General features: G+C 64.8%; 18 protein-coding genes, 1 other RNA gene and 1 pseudogene. 13 read left to right on the top strand and 7 right to left on the bottom strand.

Annotation, left to right across the window (positions count from 1 at the left end; all coding sequences use genetic code 11):
- A partial coding sequence (locus tag RMO81_RS01690) for a DNA polymerase III subunit gamma/tau (protein WP_310473994.1) occupies positions 1 to 1,149 on the bottom strand: 1,149 nt, incomplete at its 3' end.
- A 119-nt stretch (positions 1,150 to 1,268) separates the two neighbouring features.
- Here RMO81_RS01690 and ffs point away from each other — a divergent pair.
- Positions 1,269 to 1,365: signal recognition particle sRNA small type (gene ffs / locus RMO81_RS01695), an RNA gene on the top strand.
- A gap of 43 nt (positions 1,366 to 1,408) precedes the next feature.
- On the opposite strand, the gene RMO81_RS01700 is transcribed toward ffs, so the two are convergent.
- From RMO81_RS01700 to RMO81_RS01715, 4 genes are read right to left on the bottom strand one after another with little or no spacing between them, the layout of a single operon-like run.
- Complete coding sequence (locus tag RMO81_RS01700; protein WP_310473995.1) at positions 1,409 to 2,443, bottom strand: L,D-transpeptidase family protein; 1,035 nt, start codon at positions 2,441 to 2,443, stop codon at positions 1,409 to 1,411.
- Positions 2,440 to 2,772 carry a 2Fe-2S iron-sulfur cluster-binding protein gene (locus tag RMO81_RS01705; protein ID WP_310473996.1) on the bottom strand — a complete coding sequence of 111 codons (333 nt, stop codon included), beginning with the start codon at positions 2,770 to 2,772 and terminating at the stop codon, positions 2,440 to 2,442. The genes RMO81_RS01700 and RMO81_RS01705 overlap by 4 nt, the downstream gene beginning before the upstream one ends.
- Before the next feature lie 19 nt (positions 2,773 to 2,791).
- Positions 2,792 to 3,922, bottom strand: a complete 1,131-nt coding sequence (locus tag RMO81_RS01710) for a cysteine desulfurase family protein (RefSeq protein WP_310473997.1) — start codon at positions 3,920 to 3,922, stop codon at positions 2,792 to 2,794.
- Positions 3,919 to 5,010: an aminotransferase class V-fold PLP-dependent enzyme gene (locus RMO81_RS01715; protein WP_310473998.1), complete on the bottom strand. Its 1,092-nt coding sequence runs from the start codon at positions 5,008 to 5,010 to the stop codon at positions 3,919 to 3,921. The genes RMO81_RS01710 and RMO81_RS01715 overlap by 4 nt, the downstream gene beginning before the upstream one ends.
- Before the next feature lie 65 nt (positions 5,011 to 5,075).
- Between RMO81_RS01715 and RMO81_RS01720 the strand changes: the two genes are divergently transcribed.
- A complete protein-coding gene (locus tag RMO81_RS01720) occupies positions 5,076 to 5,723 on the top strand; it encodes an alpha/beta hydrolase (protein WP_310473999.1) in 648 nt (215 codons plus the stop codon).
- Here the strand turns inward: RMO81_RS01720 and RMO81_RS01725 are convergent.
- On the bottom strand, positions 5,720 to 6,820 hold the full coding sequence (locus RMO81_RS01725) for an anhydro-N-acetylmuramic acid kinase (RefSeq protein WP_310474000.1): 1,101 nt from the start codon (positions 6,818 to 6,820) through the stop codon (positions 5,720 to 5,722). The two genes, RMO81_RS01720 and RMO81_RS01725, sit on opposite strands and share 4 nt — an antisense overlap.
- A gap of 65 nt (positions 6,821 to 6,885) precedes the next feature.
- Here RMO81_RS01725 and RMO81_RS01730 point away from each other — a divergent pair, with 65 nt between their 5' ends.
- From RMO81_RS01730 to RMO81_RS01745, 4 genes are all read left to right on the top strand, one after another.
- A complete protein-coding gene (locus RMO81_RS01730; protein ID WP_310474001.1) occupies positions 6,886 to 8,139 on the top strand; it encodes a serine hydrolase domain-containing protein in 1,254 nt (417 codons plus the stop codon).
- A 73-nt stretch (positions 8,140 to 8,212) separates the two neighbouring features.
- Positions 8,213 to 8,602 carry a VOC family protein gene (locus tag RMO81_RS01735; protein ID WP_310474002.1) on the top strand — a complete coding sequence of 130 codons (390 nt, stop codon included), beginning with the start codon at positions 8,213 to 8,215 and terminating at the stop codon, positions 8,600 to 8,602.
- Positions 8,603 to 8,612: 10 nt separating this feature from the next.
- Positions 8,613 to 9,209 carry a squalene/phytoene synthase family protein gene (locus RMO81_RS01740; RefSeq protein WP_310474003.1) on the top strand — a complete coding sequence of 199 codons (597 nt, stop codon included), beginning with the start codon at positions 8,613 to 8,615 and terminating at the stop codon, positions 9,207 to 9,209.
- Positions 9,210 to 9,259: 50 nt separating this feature from the next.
- On the top strand, positions 9,260 to 9,715 hold the full coding sequence (locus tag RMO81_RS01745) for a hypothetical protein (protein ID WP_310474004.1): 456 nt from the start codon (positions 9,260 to 9,262) through the stop codon (positions 9,713 to 9,715).
- 4 nt (positions 9,716 to 9,719) lie between these two features.
- On the opposite strand, the gene trmFO is transcribed toward RMO81_RS01745, so the two are convergent.
- On the bottom strand, positions 9,720 to 11,042 hold the full coding sequence (gene trmFO, locus RMO81_RS01750) for a methylenetetrahydrofolate--tRNA-(uracil(54)-C(5))-methyltransferase (FADH(2)-oxidizing) TrmFO (RefSeq protein ID WP_310474005.1): 1,323 nt from the start codon (positions 11,040 to 11,042) through the stop codon (positions 9,720 to 9,722).
- Positions 11,043 to 11,316: 274 nt separating this feature from the next.
- Here trmFO and nuoG point away from each other — a divergent pair, with 274 nt between their 5' ends.
- The 7 genes and pseudogenes from nuoG to RMO81_RS01785 all read left to right on the top strand — a co-directional run.
- Positions 11,317 to 13,323, top strand: coding sequence for an NADH-quinone oxidoreductase subunit NuoG (gene nuoG / locus RMO81_RS01755; RefSeq protein ID WP_310474006.1), 2,007 nt, complete (start codon positions 11,317 to 11,319; stop codon positions 13,321 to 13,323).
- On the top strand, positions 13,320 to 14,387 hold the full coding sequence (nuoH, locus tag RMO81_RS01760) for an NADH-quinone oxidoreductase subunit NuoH (protein WP_310474007.1): 1,068 nt from the start codon (positions 13,320 to 13,322) through the stop codon (positions 14,385 to 14,387). The genes nuoG and nuoH overlap by 4 nt, the downstream gene beginning before the upstream one ends.
- Positions 14,387 to 14,875, top strand: a complete 489-nt coding sequence (gene nuoI / locus RMO81_RS01765; protein WP_310474008.1) for an NADH-quinone oxidoreductase subunit NuoI — start codon at positions 14,387 to 14,389, stop codon at positions 14,873 to 14,875. Before nuoH ends, nuoI begins: the two co-directional genes overlap by 1 nt.
- Position 14,876: 1 nt before the next feature.
- The gene (locus RMO81_RS01770; RefSeq protein ID WP_310474009.1) at positions 14,877 to 15,488 is read left to right on the top strand and encodes an NADH-quinone oxidoreductase subunit J; all 612 of its coding nucleotides are present in this window, start codon (positions 14,877 to 14,879) and stop codon (positions 15,486 to 15,488) included.
- Positions 15,485 to 15,790, top strand: a complete 306-nt coding sequence (gene nuoK, locus RMO81_RS01775) for an NADH-quinone oxidoreductase subunit NuoK (protein WP_310474010.1) — start codon at positions 15,485 to 15,487, stop codon at positions 15,788 to 15,790. Before RMO81_RS01770 ends, nuoK begins: the two co-directional genes overlap by 4 nt.
- Before the next feature lie 2 nt (positions 15,791 to 15,792).
- Positions 15,793 to 17,793 (top strand): NADH-quinone oxidoreductase subunit L, encoded by a 2,001-nt coding sequence (gene nuoL / locus RMO81_RS01780; protein WP_310474011.1) that lies wholly within the window; start codon positions 15,793 to 15,795, stop codon positions 17,791 to 17,793.
- Positions 17,793 to 18,028, top strand: a pseudogene (locus tag RMO81_RS01785) (NADH-quinone oxidoreductase subunit M); the annotation flags it as partial. The gene nuoL and the pseudogene RMO81_RS01785, both read left to right, overlap by 1 nt.

Below are 18,028 nucleotides of genomic sequence, written 5' to 3' on the forward strand. Positions count from 1 at the left end.
CCGCAGCAGCGCCATTTCGGCGGCCTGCAGCGGCACCGGCGCGGCCTGCACTTCCTCCAGCCCCTTCAGCAGCATCTGCCACAGCATCGAAAGGCGCGGGAAGGTCAGCGCCTGCGCCCAGCCATCGAGCGCCGCCTGTTCCTCGGCCGAAAGCAGCGGATCGCGGCGCGGCGCCAGGCGCTGGCGGGTGATGCCATGCACCAGGCCCAACAGTTCGCGCAGCAGCTGCGCCGGGTCTTGCCCCAGATCATATTGTCGAGCGACGGCGGCCATCAGATCAGGCACTTGGCCCTGCAGCACATGGCCAAACAGCGCGCGCACGGCGCCGCGATCGGCCAGGCCCAGCATGTCGCGCACTGCGTCTGCAGTGATGATCTCGCCGCTGTGGGCAATCGCCTGATCCAGGATGGACAGGCCGTCACGCACGCTGCCTTCGGCGGCACGCGCCACCAGCGCCAGCGCATCGGCTTCGAATCCGACCTGTTCCTGTTCCAGGATGCGGGCGAAATGTTCGGCCAGGGTTTCGGCCGATACACGCTTCAGATCGAATCGCTGGCAGCGCGACAGGATCGTGGCCGGCACCTTGTTCACCTCGGTGGTGGCCATGATGAACTTCACGCCCGGCGGCGGTTCTTCCAGCGTTTTCAGCAGCGCATTGAACGCGGCTTTTGACAGCATGTGGACTTCATCGATGATGTGGATCTTGTAACGCGCCGAGACAGCGGCATAGCGCACGCCTTCGATGATCTCGCGCACATCATCAACGCCGGTGTTCGACGCCGCGTCCATTTCCACCACATCAAGATGGCGGCCAGCGGCAATCGCCCCACAGGGTTCGCATTGGCCGCACGGGCTGATGGTCGGGCCGCCGTTGCCATCGGGCCCGATGCAGTTCAGCGCCTTGGCAATGATGCGCGCCGTGCTGGTTTTCCCCACCCCGCGCACGCCAGTGAGCAGCCAGGCCTGCGCCAGCCGGCCGCGCGCGATGGCGTTGCCCAGCGTCTGCACCATGGCATCCTGGCCCAGCAGCGTTTCGAAGGTGGCGGGGCGGTATTTGCGCGCCAGCACGCGATAGACTCCCGCCGCAGCGGTTGTTGTGGTGGCCGGCAGTTCAAGCCCCGGAAAGGCGATATCGGATTCGTCTGACATGTCGTGCTGTTCTAGCCGGGCCGGGCTGGCGCGTCACGCTTGGTTTGAGCGGGGGGCTTTAAGCGGGGGGCTCGTATTGACCGGGCTTGCACTTGGCAGCGCTAATCGCCATATGCGCCGTGGGAGCCGGGCGGACAGGCCACTCGCCAACCCGGTCAGATCCGGAAGGAAGCAGCCGCAACGATTCCGGTCTGGGTCGTTCCCGGCTCCCACCCTGACAGCACGGCTCAGCTGGCGTCGGTCTCAGCTGGCGTCGGCCTCAGCTGGCGTCGGTCTCGATGATCGTCTGCTTGCGGCCGCTGCTGCCCGAACCAACGCTGGCATCGGTGGCCAGCACGGTGGTGCCTTCGCCGGTGATGCCGCGCAGCCGGTCGCGGAAGGCCGGCGGGATGATGACGGCAGCCAGCGCATCCGGTTCCACGTTCTGGCCCTTGCGCGCTTCGTAACCGGGCAGGCCGATATAGATCCAGCGCGCATCGCCATTGGCCTCGCGCCCGGCAAACTGTGCAGCCCGCGTGCCCAGATCGAAACCATCGGGTACGCCGATGCGGCTGCGGCCGATCTCCACGCCGCCGCGATAGACGATCATCTTGCGGCTGTTGGTGGACAGCACGATGGTGACCGGGCCATCGGCGGATTTTTCCGGCTGCCAGCGCCAGGCATCACCGCTGGCCAGCGCCCGCGTGGTGGCCGGATCAGGCTTGCCGTTGGGTGTTGCCGGCGCCAGCACGGCGGCATCGGCCACCTGTTGGGGGGTCACTTCCTGATCAATGATCGCCACCGTCATGCCCATCGGCGTTTGGGCAAACAGCGCCTGGGCAAAGGCGTGCGGTAGCCGCACACAACCGGCGCTGGCTGGATAGCCGGGCAGGCGGCCGGCGTGCAGGGCAATGCCATCCCATGTCAGCCGCTGCATGAACGGCATCGGTGTCTTGTAGATGCTGCTGGTGTGTACGGCGCGTTTTTGCAGGATGGTGAACACGCCGGTGGGTGTGCGCTTGCCGGGCCGCCCGGTGGAAACCGTGCTGGTGCCGATGCGCACGCCGTTGCGATAGATATTGGCCCGCTGGGACTGGATGTTGACCAGCATCAGCATCGGGCCCTGCGGCGCGATGCGCGGATCAAACACCCATTGCCCGGGTTTCAGCGCTGTCACATCGGTATCGAACGGCAGCGAGGCCGTTGCAGCCTGCGCCAGCGCCGGTGCAGCAGGCAACGCCATCGCCATCGCCAGCGCCATCGCCATCGCCACAGGGCCGCCGAACAGCAGAACGTGCCTGGTCAAATTCATCATCGGCTCATGTCCACAACGCTGCGCGGCATTTTTACATCAAGGGTTTGGATGTCGGCCGTCAGCTTGATCTGGCAGGCCAGCCGGCTCTGGCGGTTGGCGCAAGCGGCGAAATCCAGCATGTCTTCTTCTTCCTCGGCCGGCGGCGGCAATGCTTCGACGTCGCCGCCAACCAGATAGACATGGCAGGTGGAACAGGCCATCGCACCTTCGCAGGTGCCTTCCAGCGGCATGCCATGCGCCTGCGCCACATCAAGCAGCCGATCGCCGGGTTTGCTCTCGACAATGGCCTCCTGGCCGCCGTCAGCAGAAATGAAGCGAATGCGCGTCATGATCGGCAATGTGCCGTGATCAGCCCGCTTCTGCAAGTTTTCGCTGCACTGCAGCATTTAACAGGGTGGCGGCGGTATCGATTTCCGCAGCGGTGGTGAAACGGCCAAATCCCAGCCGCAGCGACGCCTTGGCCTGCGTTTCGGGCAGGCCGAGCGCGGTGAGCACATGGCTGGCCCGCCCGGTCACCGCCGCGCAGGCCGAACCGGAACTGATGGCCAGGCCCGGCACGTGCTGGATCAAGGGCACGGCAACGCCGGGGAAGCTGAGGTTGAGATTGCCCGGCCAGCGCCGATCGGGATGGCCGTTGATCTGGCTTTGCACCGTCAGCCCGGCCAGCAGCCGATCCCGCAGCATCACGGCATGGGCGTGATCTTCGGCCATGCGCTGCCCGGCAATCGCCGCCGCCGCGCCCAGCCCGGCAATCAATGCCGTGGGCAGTGTGCCGGAACGGCCATCTTCCTGCCCGCCACCGTGCAGCAATGGCGCGATCACGGTGAACGGCCGCCGATACAGCGCGCCAACGCCCTTGGGGCCGTAAATCTTGTGCGCCGTGATGCTCATCAGATCGATGCCCATCGCTTCGACATTGATTGGCACCTTGCCGAAACCCTGAGCGGCATCGACATGGAACACCGCGCCAACAGCGTGGGCGAGGGCGGCAATGGCCGCCAGATCCTGCACCACGCCAATCTCGTTGTTGACCGCCATCACCGAGACGACCGCCACATCCTCACCCAGCGCGCGTTCAAGATCACCAAGGTCCACCAGGCCATGGCTGCGCACCGGCACGATGGTGAGTTGCGCGCCGATGCTGGCCAGATACTGCGCCGTTTCCAGCACACTGCTATGTTCGGTGGCCAGCGTCACGATGCGCCGCCGCGTCTGGCCCGGCGCGGTGAGCAGGCCCTTCAGCGCCCAATTGTTGCTTTCGGTGGCGCCGCTGGTGAAGGCGATGCTTTCCACCGGCGCGTTGATGAGCGCGGCGACCTGTTCGCGCGCAACTTCCACAGCCGCCTTGGCATGATACCCCCACAGATGCGCGCTGTGCGGATTGCCGAAGCCATCGATGCCCCACGGTTCCATGGCGGCAGCCACGGCCGGATCAAGCGGCGTCGTCGCGCCATAATCAAGGTAGATCGGCAGGCTCATCCCGTGCTCTTTCGGCCAAGGCGGGCGGCCATGGCAAGCCAGGCAGCGGCAAATGCGGCAATCTCGTCATCCGTGGTGGTTGCTGCCAGGCTGACGCGGATGGCTTCGCCCGCAGCCGCACCCAGCCCCATCGCGTGCAGCACATGGCTGGTTTTCACCTTGCCCGACGAACAGGCGGCCCCGGCCGAGACCATGAAGCCCTCCAGATCGAGCATCATCACCTGCGTTGCGGCCGCCACGCCGGGCAGGCCAATGCTGCTGATGTTGGGCAGGCGCGGCGCGTTTTCGCCGTGGATGATCGCGCCGCCGGCCTTCAGCTGTGCCTCCAGTTTGTCGCGCCGGGCGGCCACCGCGCGCCAGTCGCGTGCTTCGGCCACGGCGGCGGCAAAGCCCGCGATGCCCGGCAGATTGGGCGTGCCGCCGCGATGGCCGCGTTCCTGGCCGCCACCATGCTGCACGGCGATCAGGCCTTGGGGGTCGCGCACGATCAGCGCGCCAACGCCGGGTGGGCCGCCCAGCTTGTGGGCCGATAGCGCCACGAAATCCGCATCAGCCATCACCATCTTGCCCGCCGCCTGCACGGCATCCACCAGCAGCAGGCTGCCCGTATCCCGTACCAGTGCGGCCACCTCGGCCAGCGGCTGGATCACCCCGGTTTCGTTGTTGGCTGCCTGCACCGCCACCAGCGCCGGGCCTGTTGCCAGCGCCGCGGCCAGCGCCTGCAGATCGATCAGGCCATTGCCGTCCACCGGCAATAATTGTGCATCATCGCGCGCCTGCAGCACCGCGCTGTGCTCGGTCGCGCCCACCAGCAATCGGGGGCGCACCGGGCCCGCCAGCCTCGCGCCATTGGCGGCCAGCGCAATCGCCTCGGTGCCGCCGCTGGTAAACACCAAATTCTCCGCCGCCACCCCGGCAAAGCCCGCCACCGCATCGCGCGCCCCTTCCAGCAGCGCATGGGCCGCCCGCCCGCCGCCATGCACGCTCGACGGATTGCCGATTACGGCCAACGCGTCGATCACCGCCGCCCGTGCAGCATCGCCCACCGGCGTGGTGGCAGCATGATCGAGATAGATTCGGCTTTTCATTGCAACTCGGCCTCTGCAGGCCATATAGGGCGCATCAGCCGCCTTGCACCAGAATTGGGAGCAGCATGCCCGAAGTCATTCTTACCGGCCCCGAAGGGCGTCTTGAAGGCCGTTATCAGCCCGGTGCCGGCCCGCGTGCGCCTGTCGCCATCCTGCTGCAGCCGCACCCGGCGCAGGGCACGATGAACCACCCGATCGTGCTGGCGCTGTATCAAAGCTTTGTGCGCCGCGGCTTTGCGACTTTGCGCTTCAACTTCCGCGGTGTCGGCCGTAGCCAAGGCGCGTTCGATAACGGCATCGGCGAATTGTCTGATGCTGCCTCCGCGCTGGATTGGTTGCAGCAATTCAATCCGGAAGCCCACACCACCTGGGTGGGCGGCTTTTCCTTTGGTGCCTGGATCGGCATGCAGCTGCTGATGCGCCGGCCCGAGATCAAGGGCTTCATCTCGATCGCGCCGCCGGCCAACATGTATGATTTCACCTTCCTCGCGCCCTGCCCGTCGAGCGGGATCATCGTCGACGGCGAAATCGATGAAGTGGTGCCGCCGTCGGCCGTGCTCAAGCTGGTCGACAAGCTGAAGACCCAGCGCCACATCACCATCCACCACAGCACTATCCCCGGTGCCAACCATTTCTTCCAGAACGAAATGGGCCTGCTGATGGGCGAGGTGGACGGTTATCTGGATATGCGGCTGGCCAACGGCGGGCGTTAAGCCACCCGCCCACCCGGCATCGCCTGTGGCACGCCGGTCGTCTCCGGCCAGCTCAGCGGCTTGCCGTCCAGCACGCGCACGGCCAGCCACGCAAACGCCTCGGCCTCCAGCGCATCGCCGTTCCAGCCCACAGCCTCCACCGCATCGCAGGGCACAGCGCAGCGCTGCGCAAGTTCGGCCATCAGCACCGGGTTGAGCCGGCCGCCGCCCGTTACCAGCAGGCGGCCGCCAAAATCTCCTCCGAACGCCGGCACGTGGGTGAGGGCCAGCCGCACCGTTTCGGCCGTGAACGCCGTCAGCGTCGCCGCGCCGTCGCCGGGGGAAAGGCCGCGCAGCGCACCGATATCCCAGGCGTTGCGGTCCAGCGATTTGGGCGGCGGCGCATCGAACCACGGATTGTCGCACAATGTTTGCAGCACATTGTCGTGGGTCATGCCACCGGCGGCGACCCGGCCATCCTCGTCAAAGCCGCGCCCGGTGTGGGTGTGGACCCAATCATCGATCAGGGCATTGCCGGGGCCGGTGTCAAAACTGCCCCAGCGACCGTCTGCTGCGAACCAGGTCAGATTGCCGACCCCGCCCAGATTGAGCACCCCCAACGGCCGGCCCAGTTCTTCGGAGCGCGCGCGGTGGTAGCCCGGCGCCAGCGGCGCACCCTGGCCGCCAGCCGCCACATCGGCGCTGCGAAAATCAAAGGCGACGGGGATGCGCGTGGCGGCCTTCAGCGTGGCGCCATCACCGATCTGCCAGGTCCATTTGCGATCGGGCCGGTGCGCGATGGTTTGGCCGTGAAAGCCGATCACCGCCACATCGTCGCGGCGTGTGTGGGTGGCGGCCAGCAGACGGTGGACGGCCATGGCGTGCAGGCCAGTCGATTCCTGTTCCACCGCGTCGATCAGCGCATCGCGGGCCGGGGCGTGCATTTCCAGCGCGCGGGCCATGGCGGCGCGCAGGCGCGGGCGGAAATCCGGTTCGTAGGGGAAAAACATGAAGGCGACCGGGTTCACCACCCCCTCGCCATCGGTTTCGACCAGCGCGGCATCGATCCCGTCGATGGAGGTTCCGGACATCAGGCCGATGGCAAGTCGTGTCGTCATCTTGCAACGCTAGCGCAGCCGATGCCGGCTGGCCATGCCTGCCGCGCTTGATTATGCAGCGAGATATGCGCGCCATTCTTGCCCTCTGCCTGTTGCTGGCCAGCCCCGCCGCTGCCAATCCGCTGGCCGCTCTGGTCGCCGGCACTGATCCTCGCGCGCCGCAGCTTTCAGGCGTTGTTGGCGTGGTGGCCGACAAGAACCGCATCCTGCGCGCCGAAGCCCATGGCCTGGCTGACATCGCCGCCAATCGCCCGCTCAAGACCGATAGCGTGATCCGCGTCGCCTCCATTTCCAAACTGGTGGTGGCCATTGCCGTGTGGCGGCTGGTGGAGCAGGGCCGGCTCAAGATCGATGAGGATGTGTCGCTCTGGCTCGGCTGGAACCTGCGTCACCCGGGCCATCCCGATACCCCGATCACTTTGCGGCAATTGTTGTCCCACACCAGCGGCATTGTCGATGGCCCCGGCTATGCCTTTCCGTTGGAGGACCGGTTGCAGGACAGGTTGACGCCGCAGCACTGGGGGCCAAGCGCGCCGGGCGGTCGCTTCGAATATGCCAACCTCAATTACGGTCTCATCGCCACAGTGATGGAGGCTGCCACTGGCGAACGTTTTGACCGGCTGATGACCCGGCTGGTGATGGCCCCGCTCACCATCGACGCGGGCTACAACTGGCAAGGCGCGTCGGATGCCGCCATCACCCGTGTTGCCGTGCTGTACCGCAAGGGCCGCGATGAAACGGCGTGGAACCCGGCCGGGCCCTGGCTGGCGCAGGTCGATGATCTCAACGGCCAGCGCGCCGGCTGTCCGGTTGTATTTCGGGCGCGATGCGATCTTGCCGCCTATCGCCCTGGCGACAACGGCACCATCTTTTCGCCGCAGGGCGGCCTGCGCATCACCATCCCCGATCTGGCCCGCATCGGCCAGTTGCTGTTGCGCGGCGGTGAAGCGGCCACGGAATCTGGTCGGGTGCGGCTGCTGAAGCCCGCCACGGTAAGGGTCATGCTCACCCCCGTCTGGCAGGCCGGCGGTTCGCTGCCGGGTGATGATTATCACGGCCAGATGCTGTGTTTCGGCGCTGGCCCGCATTGCCTTTCAGGGCGTGCCGGGGCGCCCGATCAGCCGGTCAAGGGTGCGCGCTGGTGGGGGCATCTGGGTGAAGCCTATGGTTTGCTCGCCGGCCTGTGGATCGATCAGCGGCGCGGCCTTGTGTTTGCCTATGCCCTCACCGGCAGCAGCGACGATCCCTTCAAATCGGAACCGGTTGCATCATCCTTCAGTTCGGCAGAAGACATCATCCTGGCGGAATTGGCACGATGACGTCGCAAATAATGGCCGCACAGCAATGCCTGTGTCACCGTTGGCCGGCCATGGTGGCCACAGGAGGAATCGCATGATCGGTTACGCCCTTTTCGGCAGCAATGATTTGCCGCGCAGTTTTGCGTTTTATGATGCCGTGTTCGCCAGCGTTGGCATCAACCGGCTGATGGAATTTCCCACTGGCGCGGTGTGCTGGGGTGCCAGCTGGACCACGCCGATGCTGGGTGTTGGCCCGGCCTATGATGGCCAGCCCGCCACCGCCGGCAACGGCACCATGATCGCCCTGGTGATGGATGAACGCGCCAAGGTGGACGCGGTGCACGCCGCGGCGATGGCCGCCGGTGCCGCCGATGAAGGCGCACCCGGCGTGCGCGGCGAGAAAGGCCCGCAAGCCTTTTACGGGGCCTATTTCCGCGATTCGGATGGCAACAAGCTGTGTGCCTTTCGGGTCGGGCCGGCTTGATCGAATCAGCATGTCTGCGTTGCCCCAGATTGCCGATGAACTGAAGCAGCGCGACCGGGAACGTTGGCTGGCCTGCCTGTATGCGGCAGCGCCGGCCCGGCCCGCCCTGGTCGCGCTGTTCGGGCTGGATGCCGAACTGGCGCACGTGGTGGCCAGCACCACCGAGCCGCTGCTGGGGGAGATCAAGCTGGCCTGGTGGCGGGATCGCCTGATCGAACTGGATACCCAGCCAGCCCCGGCGCAGCCCTTGTTGCAGGCACTGCAGGCGCGGGCCCTGCCCCGGCTGTCGGGTGCGGATCTGGCCACGCTGGAGGATGGCTGGCTCGCCCGGCTGGGCGGCAATGCCGGCGATGGCACGGCGCAATTGTTCGGCCTTGCGGCGCGCCTGCTGGGCGGCGATCCGGACGAAGGCACCTATCTTGGCCAGCTGCTGGCCGTGGCCGAACGCTCGCCGAACCGGACATCGGTGCTGCTGCGCCCGCTGCGCGCGCTGGTGGAACTGGCGGTGCGTGATGCCGCCCACCGCACTGCCGGCCGCCCACCCGAACCGCGTGGAACGCTGGCCCGGCAGGCGATGATGTTCAAGGTGGTTGCGCTGGGGCGTTGAGCCGGCGTATCGCTGGGCGCACAGGGTCGTGTGATGATGGGAGCAGGATAATGCGCCGCGTCCTTGGCTTTGTTGTGGCTCTGGTGGGCCTGCTTGGCGCTGGCCTGATCGTGTGGCGGGCGCCACCCGTCACTCAGCCGGCTGCCGCTCTGGCTGTGGCTGATCCGCCGGTGGCCGCAGCCGCCGCTGCGCCGTTGGTGGCCCCGAAATCCCCGCTTTCCGACGCAGAACGCGAAGCCCGCCGGCTGCGCCGCTATGACAAGAACAAGGACAGCGCGGTGGATCGCACGGAATATCTGAGCAACCGCCAAAAATCGTTCGACCGGGCAGATCGCAACAAGGATGGCCGCCTCGATTTCGAGGAATTTGCCGTGGCGACAGCGACGAAATTTGCCAAGGCTGATCGCAATGCCGATGGCCGGTTGAGCACCAGTGAATTTGCAGCAACGGCCATCAAGCGCAAGGCCAAGCCCGCCTGCGTGTGCCCGTTGCCGGACGAGAACTGAGCCTTCAGGCCACCAGCATCCACTCGGCCAGATCAGCGCGGGCCCGCGCCACCAGTGCCGGTTTGCGCTGGTCCTTTTTCGGCGCCGGGCTCAGCGGCGGGAACAGACCGAAATTGACGTTCATCGGTTGGAAGGTTGCGGCTTCGGCGCCGCCCGTCACGTGGTGGAGCAGGGCGCCCAGTGCCGTGGTGGCCGGCGGCGGCACCGGTTCGCGGCCCTGCCGTTCGGCAATGGCAAAGCGTGCCGCCATCAGGCCCACCGCGGCGGATTCCACATAACCTTCGCAGCCGGTGATCTGCCCGGCAAAACGGATCGCGGGCCGCAGCTTCAGCCGCAGCGTGCCATCGAGCAGCACCGGCGACTTGATGAAGGTGTTGCGGTGCAGGCCGCCCAACCGGGCGAATTGCGCGTTTTCGAGGCCGGGGATCATGCGGAACACCCGCACCTGTTCGGCGTGCTTCATCTTGGTCTGGAACCCCACCATATTCCACAACGTGCCCAGCGCATTGTCCTGCCGCAGTTGCACCACGGCCCAGGCGCGGCGGCCGGTGGCGGGGTTGGTCAGGCCCACCGGTTTCATCGGGCCAAAACGCGGCGTGTTGCGGCCGCGTTCGGCCATCACCTCGATCGGCATGCAGCCATCGAAATAGGGCGTGTTGGCTTCCCATTCCTTGAAACTGGCCTTTTCGGCTTCCAGCATCGCGTCGACGAAGGCTTCATACTGTTCCTTGTCCATCGGGCAGTTGAGGTAATCCTTGCCTTCCCCCTTGTCCCAGCGCGACTGGAACCAGGCCACGTCCTGATTGACGGACTCGTAATGGATCACCGGCGCAATGGCATCGAAAAAGGCCAGCGCATCCTCGCCGGTCAGTTCACGAATGGCCTGCGCCAAGGGCGTTGCCGTCAGTGGCCCGGTGGCAATGATCACGCTGTCCCAGTCTTCCGGCGGCAGGCCGGTGATCATCTCGCGCACGATCGTCACATTGGGATGGGCCGCCAGCGCTGCCGTCACGCCATCGGAAAACTGGTCGCGGTCCACGGCCAATGCCGATCCCGCCGGCACCCGCGCCTTGTCGGCTTCGGCCATGATGATGCTGCCCAGCGCCCGCATTTCCTGATGGATCAGGCCCACGGCATTGTTGTCGGGATCATCGCTGCGAAAACTGTTGGAACAGACGAGTTCGGCCAGACCGTCGGTCTTGTGCGCATCGGTGCCATGCGGCCCGCGCATTTCGTGGATCACGACCGGCAGGCCGGCCTGTGCGATCTGCCAGGCGGCTTCTGATCCGGCAAGGCCGCCGCCGATGATGTGAATGGGTTTGGACATGTCAGGCCTATAGGCTTGAAACTTCGAGCTTCCAAGCCAATCAGGCGCACGCTGCCGGCTGTGCCGCAGTGCGGGAAGCGCTTCAACAATCCCCGGAAAATTGGTCCCAAGCGGCTGAATGGCGCTGTTTTGCCTTCCCATGGTGATTGGCGGTCGCTATACCCCGCACAGCTTGGCGCCTTGGCCCGGCCGTCCTATTTGGAAGTGATTGCTATGCACGTGCGGCCAGCATGCGGCCGGGCCCATCAGCGGCTTATCCGGCAGGGTTGAACTTATGCCGAAACTGACCGTCGATGGAATCGAAGTGGAGGTGCCCAATGGTGCCACCGTGCTGCAGGCCTGCGAAGCGGCCGGCGCCGAAATCCCGCGTTTCTGCTATCATGAACGTCTGTCCATCGCCGGCAATTGCCGCATGTGCCTGGTGGACATGGAAAAATCGCCCAAGCCGGTGGCCAGCTGCGCCATGCCGGCCGCCGATGGCCAGGTGATCCACACCCGCACCGAAAAGGTGAAAAAGGCCCGCGAAGGGGTGATGGAGTTCCTGCTCATCAACCACCCACTCGATTGCCCGATCTGCGATCAGGGCGGCGAATGCGATCTGCAGGATCAGGCCATCACCTATGGCAAGGGCGCCAGCCGCTATGACGAGAACAAGCGGGCAGTGACCGAGAAATACATGGGTCCGCTGATCAAGACGGTGATGACCCGCTGCATCCACTGCACCCGCTGCGTGCGCTTTGCCGAAGAAGTGGCCGGGGTCGAGGAAATCGGCGCCATCGGCCGCGGCGAATCCATGCAGATCACTTCGTATCTGGAAAAGGCCGTCACGTCCGAAGTGTCGGGCAATGTGATTGATCTGTGCCCGGTCGGCGCGCTCACCTCCAAGCCTTATGCCTTCCAGGCGCGGCCTTGGGAGCTGAAGAAGACCGATTCGATCGACGTGATGGATGCCATCGGCAGCAACATCGTCGTTGGCAGCCGGGGTGCCGCCGTCATGCGCGTCACGCCGCGCATCAACGACGACGTCAATGAAGAATGGCTGGGCGACAAGAGCCGTTTCGCCGTCGATGGCCTGTCCGAACGCCGGCTCGACAGCCCATGGGTGCGGGTGGCAGGCAAATTACAAAAGGCCACCTGGGCCGAAGCCTTTGCCGCCATCGCGGCCGGCCTGAAGGGGCTGAAAAGCGACGAAATCGCTGGCATCGTCGGCGATCTGAACGCCGTTGAAGATATGGTGGCGCTGCGCGATCTGCTCGCCGGCCTGGGTTCCACACGGATCGAATCGCGTCAGGATGGAGCCCAGTTTGACACGGGTGAACCGGCGAACTGGCTGTTCAACACCGGGCTGGCCAATATCGAAACCGCCGACGCGATTCTGCTGGTCGGCACCAATCCGCGCCATGAAGCCGCGCTGCTGAATGTGCGGCTGCGCAAGGCCGTGCTGAAGGGCAAGGCCAAGGCATTCAGCATCGGGCCGGACGTTGATCTGTCTTTCCCGCTCACGCAAGCGGGCGATGATGCCGCGCTGCTGAGCACGCTGCCGGCTGCGGTCGTCGAAGCCTTTGCCAAGGCGCAGCGCCCGGCGATCATCGTCGGCATGGGCGCGCTGAAGACGCCGGGGCTTTATGCTGCTGCACGCGCGGCTGCTGCGAAACTGGGCGTGGTGAAGGATGGCTGGAATGGCTTTAACCTCGTCCACACCGCCGCTGCCCGCGCCGGCGCGCTGCGGTTGGGGCTGGCGGTTGAAGGCGGCGTCAATGCGCTGCTCGGCGATGCTGGTGTGAAGGCACTGTTCCTGCTCGGTGCGGACGAAGTGAATGTGATGTCCGGCCGTTTCACCGTCTATATCGGCACCCACGGCGATCACGGCGTGCGCCATGCCGATGTGATCCTGCCGGCGGCTGCCTACACCGAAAAGGCCGGCACCTATGTCAATCTGGAAGGCCGCGTGCAGCGCGCGCTGAAGGCGACGCAGCCGCCCGGCGATGCGCGTGAAGATTGGACGATCTTCCGCGCCCTGTCGTCGGTGCTGGGCCAGAAACTGCCCTATGATGATCTGTCGGCCCTGCGCCAGCGCATCGCCGGCGAATGGCCCGATCTGGCCCGCGATGGCCTGATCGCGCGTGCTTCGACCCTGCCGGCCGCCGATGCGGCACTAGTCAAAGGCCCGCTGCACCACATCTACAGCAATTATCACCTCACCAACCCGGTGGCGCGCGCCAGTGCCACCATGGCTGCCTGCGTGTCGTCGCTGGTCGTGGTGCAGGAGGCCGCCGAATGACCTTCACCGGCTGGTTCATCGAACAGTTCGGGGAAGGCCCGGGCTGGTTCCTCGCCAATCTGGCACTGATCCTCGCCATCGCCTTTCCGGTGATGGTGGGCGTGGCCATGGCGGTTTACGCCGATCGCAAGATCTGGGCGGCGATGCAGATGCGGCGCGGGCCCAATGTGGTCGGCCCGTTCGGCCTGCTGCAAACCTTTGCCGACGCGGCCAAATTGTTCATGAAGGAAACGATCATTCCCACCGGCGCGTCGACCGGCGTGTTCCTGCTGGCGCCGATGATCACCTTTGTGTTGGCGTTGGTGGTGTGGGCGGTGATGCCGTTCGATGCGGGCCTGGTGTTGGCCGATCTGAACGTTGGCCTGCTCTATGTTTTCGCCGTCTCGTCGATGGGTGTGTATGGCATCATCATGTCGGGCTGGGCGTCCAACTCCAAATATGCCTTCCTCGGTGGCCTGCGTTCGGCGGCGCAGATGGTCAGCTACGAAGTTTCGATGGGCTTCATCCTGGTTTCCGTGATGATGTACGCGCAGAGCCTGAACCTGTCGGACATCGTGATGGCGCAGAAAGGCAATGTCCTCGGCATCCTCAACGGCAACATCTTCAACCCGCTGCTGTTCCCGATGGCGATCATGTTCTTCATCACCGCGCTGGCCGAAACCAACCGGCCCCCGTTCGATCTGCCCGAAGCCGAAGCCGAGCTCGTTGCCGGCTATCAGGTCGAATACTCATCCATGAGCTTCGCGCTCTTCTTCCTCGGCGAATATGCCAACATCCTCTTCATGTGCGCGCTGATCCCCACCCTGTTCCTGGGCGGCTGGCTGCCGCCGCTGGATTGGGCGCCGCTCTACATCATCCCCGGCTTCGTCTGGTTCCTCACCAAGATGGCGTTCATGTTCTTCGTCTTCGCCTGGGTGAAGGCCACCGTGCCGCGCTACCGTTATGACCAATTGATGCGGCTGGGCTGGAAAGTGTTTCTGCCGCTCAGCCTTTTCTGGGTCGTTGTCGTTTCGGGCTGGCTGATGTTCACCGGCCACTTTGCTCGCTTGCCGGGAGCCCTGTGATGTCCGCGCTGCTCCGTTCCGCCAAGTCGCTGCTGCTGCTGGAGTTTATCTCCGGCATGTGGCTCACCCTGCGTTATATGTTCCGCCCCAAGGCGACGCTGAACTATCCGTTCGAAAAAGGCCCGATCTCGCCGCGTTTCCGCGGTGAACACGCGCTGCGTCGCTATCCCAACGGCGAGGAACGCTGCATCGCCTGCAAATTGTGCGAAGCCGTCTGCCCGGCCCAGGCCATCACCATCGAAGCCGAACCGCGCGAAGACGGCAGCCGCCGCACCACCCGCTATGACATCGACATGACCAAATGCATCTATTGCGGCCTGTGCCAGGAAGCCTGCCCGGTGGATGCCATCGTGGAAACGCCGAATTTCGAATTCGCCACTGAAACCCGCGAAGAACTGATCTACGACAAGGGCAAATTGCTCGCGAACGGCGAGAAGTGGGAACGCGCCATCGCCAGCAACATCGCTGCCGACAGTGAGTGGCGCTGATATGGCTGCGATTGCCTTCTATCTGTTCGCCGGCCTGCTGCTGACCAGCGGCCTGATGGTGATCACCGCCCGCAACCCGGTGCACAGCGTGCTCTGGCTGATCCTCGCCTTCTTCAACGCCGCCGGCCTGTTCATCCTGCTGGGCGCTGAATTTCTGGCGATGCTGCTGGTCATCGTTTACGTCGGTGCCGTGGCGGTGCTGTTCCTGTTCGTCGTCATGATGCTGGATATTGATTTCAAGGCGTTGCAGCGCGGCGCGATGAAGAATCTGCCGCTGGGCCTGGCCGTTTCCGGCGTCATTCTGGCGGAGATTTTGCTCGTCACCATGGGCTGGCAGCCGGGGCAGGGCGTCATCGTCCATGAAGCGCTGGCTGGGCCGCCCGAAGGCATGACCAACACCCAGTGGATCGGCAGCCAGCTTTACACGCGGTATTTCTTCGTATTCTCGATGGCTGGCCTGTTGTTGCTGGCCGCCATGATCGGCGCGATCGTGCTCACCCATCGCCGCCGTGTCGGCCTCAAGAAACAGGATATTTCCGTGCAGAACGCGCGCACGCCGGCCGGCACGCTCGGCATCGGCAAGGCCGGGCTGGGCCAGGGGGTCGAACTGTGATCGGGTTGGGCCATTATCTCGCCGTTTCCGCCGCGCTGTTCGTGCTCGGCGTGTTCGGCATTTTCCTCAACCGGCGCAACATCATCATCATCCTGATGGCGCTGGAACTGATCCTGCTCGCCGTGAACATCAACCTCGTCGCCTTTTCGGCCTATCTGCACCAGGTGCATGGCCAGATCTTTGCGATGTTCGTGCTCACCGTGGCGGCTGGCGAAGCCGCGATTGGCCTTGCCATTTTGGTGATCTATTTCCGCAACCGCGGCAGTGTGGCGGTTGATCAAGCCGACATGATGAAGGGCTGACGATGATCACCATCCTCGTCTTCCTGCCGCTGTTGACGGCGCTTGTCGCCGGGCTGGGCGGGCGTGCCATTGGCCACAGCGCCGCCAAGGCTATCACCACCGGCGGCCTGTTCACCTCGGCCGCGCTGGCCTGGGTGATCTTCACCGGTTTCTGGTTGAACGATACCGCCGGCTATACCGTGCCGGTGCTGGACTGGATCGAAAGCGGCGGGCTCAGTGTGCAATGGGCGTTGAAGGTCGATACGCTCACCGCGGTCATGCTGGTCGTTGTCACCAGCGTCTCGGCGCTCGTCCACCTTTATAGCTGGGGCTATATGGAGGAAGACCCGTCGCAGAGCCGGTTCTTCGCCTATCTGTCGTTGTTCACCTTTGCCATGCTGATGCTGGTGACCGCCGATAACCTTGTGCAGATGTTCTTCGGCTGGGAAGGGGTGGGCCTTGCCTCCTACCTGCTCATCGGTTTCTGGTATCATAAGCCGTCGGCCAACGCGGCGGCGATCAAGGCATTCGTGGTCAACCGCGTCGGCGATTTCGGCTTCAGCCTCGGCATTTTCGGCACCTTCCTGGTGTTCGGCACGGTCTCCCTCGATGCAATCCTCGCTGCCGTGCCGCAGCACACTGGCCAGACGTTCAGCTTTCTGGGTTCTCAGGTCGACGTGATGACCTGCCTGTGCCTGCTGCTGTTCGTCGGTGCGATGGGCAAGTCGGCGCAGCTTGGCCTGCACACCTGGCTGCCCGATGCCATGGAAGGCCCCACGCCGGTTTCCGCGCTGATCCACGCCGCCACCATGGTGACCGCCGGCGTGTTCATGGTCTGCCGTCTGTCGCCGATGTTTGAAGCCAGCCCCACCGCCCAGGCCGTGGTGTGCATCATCGGCGCGTGCACAGCGTTGTTCGCCGCGACCGTGGCCGTGGTGCAAACCGATATTAAACGCGTCATCGCCTATTCGACCTGTTCGCAGCTGGGCTACATGTTCTTCGCCGCCGGTTCGGGTGCCTATGGCGCGGCGATGTTCCACCTTTTCACCCACGCCTTTTTCAAGGCGCTGCTGTTCCTCGGTGCCGGCTCGGTGATCCACGCCATGCATCACGAGCAGGACATGCGTTTTTACGGCGGCCTCAGGAAGCATATCCCGATCACCTTCTGGATGATGACGATCGGCACGCTGGCGCTCACCGGCTTCTTCTTCACCGCCGGCTATTATTCCAAGGACGCGATCCTGGAAGCCGCCTTTGCCAGCGGCACCAGCCACGGCAGCTTTGCGTTCTTCGTTGGCGCGTTCGTCGCGGCGCTCACCAGCTTCTATTCGTGGCGGCTGGTGTTCCTCACCTTCTTCGGCAAACCGCGCTGGGCTGGCAGCGAGCATATCCAGCATGCCGCACACGGTGATCATGGGCACGATAATCATCGCGCGCACGATCACGCGCATGATGACGGCACCGCTGGCTATCACCCGCACGAAAGCCCGCTTTCGATGTTGATCCCGCTATTCGTCCTGGGCACCGGCGCGTTGCTGGCCGGCTATGTCTGGCATGAAGCGTTCGTGGGCGCAGAGGAAGGCGCCAAGTTCTGGCGTGGCAGCCTGGCCTTCGACACGCACTTGATGCACGCCATGCACGAAGTGCCGGCCTGGGTCGTCTATACCCCGTCGGTGGCCTTCTTCCTCGGCCTCGGCCTTGCCTGGCACGTCTATCTGAACAAGCCGTCGATCCCGATCTGGTGGCAGAAGGAAGTGCCCGGTCTCTATCAGTTTCTGCTGCGGAAATGGTATTTCGACGAGCTGTACGACGCGATCTTCGTGAAGCCGGCGCAGTGGTTTGGCCGCCTGTTCTGGACGCGCGGTGATCAGCAGACGATCGATCGTTTCGGCCCCAATGGCGCTGCCGATATGGTGGTGATGGGCGCCGGCCTCGCCCGGCGTTTCCAGACCGGGTATGTCTATAGCTACGCCCTCGTCATGCTGGTCGGCCTGGCCGCTGCTGCCGCCTGGATGATGCGCTGATGCCGATTCTTTCCCTGATGATCTTGCTGCCGGTAGTGGCCGCGCTGGTGCTGCTCATGCTGCCCGGTGGTGACACCGAACGCGCTGGCCGCGCCCGCATGGTGGCATTGGCGACAACGCTGGTGGAATTCGTTCTCGGCATCGGTGTGTGGACGCAGTTCGACCAGACCACCGCCGCCTTCCAGTTCACCGAAAACCTGCCCCTGTTCGCGCCCTTCGTCAGCTGGTCGCTGGG

It is taken from the genome of Sandarakinorhabdus sp. (assembly GCF_031422795.1).
GTDB lineage: Bacteria > Pseudomonadota > Alphaproteobacteria > Sphingomonadales > Sphingomonadaceae > Sandarakinorhabdus.

Bases quoted from the DNA above. Each gene is read 5' to 3' on its own strand.
- RMO81_RS01730 (WP_310474001.1), top strand. From the start codon at position 6,886: ATGCGCGCCATTCTTGCCCTCTGCCTGTTGCTGGCCAGCCCCGCCGCT.
- RMO81_RS01745 (WP_310474004.1), top strand. From the start codon at position 9,260: ATGCGCCGCGTCCTTGGCTTTGTTGTGGCTCTGGTGGGCCTGCTTGGC.
- RMO81_RS01710 (WP_310473997.1), bottom strand. From the start codon at position 3,922: ATGAGCCTGCCGATCTACCTTGATTATGGCGCGACGACGCCGCTTGAT.
- trmFO (WP_310474005.1), bottom strand. From the start codon at position 11,042: ATGTCCAAACCCATTCACATCATCGGCGGCGGCCTTGCCGGATCAGAA.
- RMO81_RS01705 (WP_310473996.1), bottom strand. From the start codon at position 2,772: ATGACGCGCATTCGCTTCATTTCTGCTGACGGCGGCCAGGAGGCCATT.
- RMO81_RS01715 (WP_310473998.1), bottom strand. From the start codon at position 5,010: ATGAAAAGCCGAATCTATCTCGATCATGCTGCCACCACGCCGGTGGGC.
- RMO81_RS01725 (WP_310474000.1), bottom strand. From the start codon at position 6,820: ATGACGACACGACTTGCCATCGGCCTGATGTCCGGAACCTCCATCGAC.
- nuoG (WP_310474006.1), top strand. From the start codon at position 11,317: ATGCCGAAACTGACCGTCGATGGAATCGAAGTGGAGGTGCCCAATGGT.
- nuoH (WP_310474007.1), top strand. From the start codon at position 13,320: ATGACCTTCACCGGCTGGTTCATCGAACAGTTCGGGGAAGGCCCGGGC.
- nuoI (WP_310474008.1), top strand. From the start codon at position 14,387: ATGTCCGCGCTGCTCCGTTCCGCCAAGTCGCTGCTGCTGCTGGAGTTT.
- RMO81_RS01735 (WP_310474002.1), top strand. From the start codon at position 8,213: ATGATCGGTTACGCCCTTTTCGGCAGCAATGATTTGCCGCGCAGTTTT.
- nuoL (WP_310474011.1), top strand. From the start codon at position 15,793: ATGATCACCATCCTCGTCTTCCTGCCGCTGTTGACGGCGCTTGTCGCC.
- RMO81_RS01740 (WP_310474003.1), top strand. From the start codon at position 8,613: ATGTCTGCGTTGCCCCAGATTGCCGATGAACTGAAGCAGCGCGACCGG.
- RMO81_RS01720 (WP_310473999.1), top strand. From the start codon at position 5,076: ATGCCCGAAGTCATTCTTACCGGCCCCGAAGGGCGTCTTGAAGGCCGT.
- RMO81_RS01770 (WP_310474009.1), top strand. From the start codon at position 14,877: ATGGCTGCGATTGCCTTCTATCTGTTCGCCGGCCTGCTGCTGACCAGC.
- RMO81_RS01700 (WP_310473995.1), bottom strand. From the start codon at position 2,443: ATGATGAATTTGACCAGGCACGTTCTGCTGTTCGGCGGCCCTGTGGCG.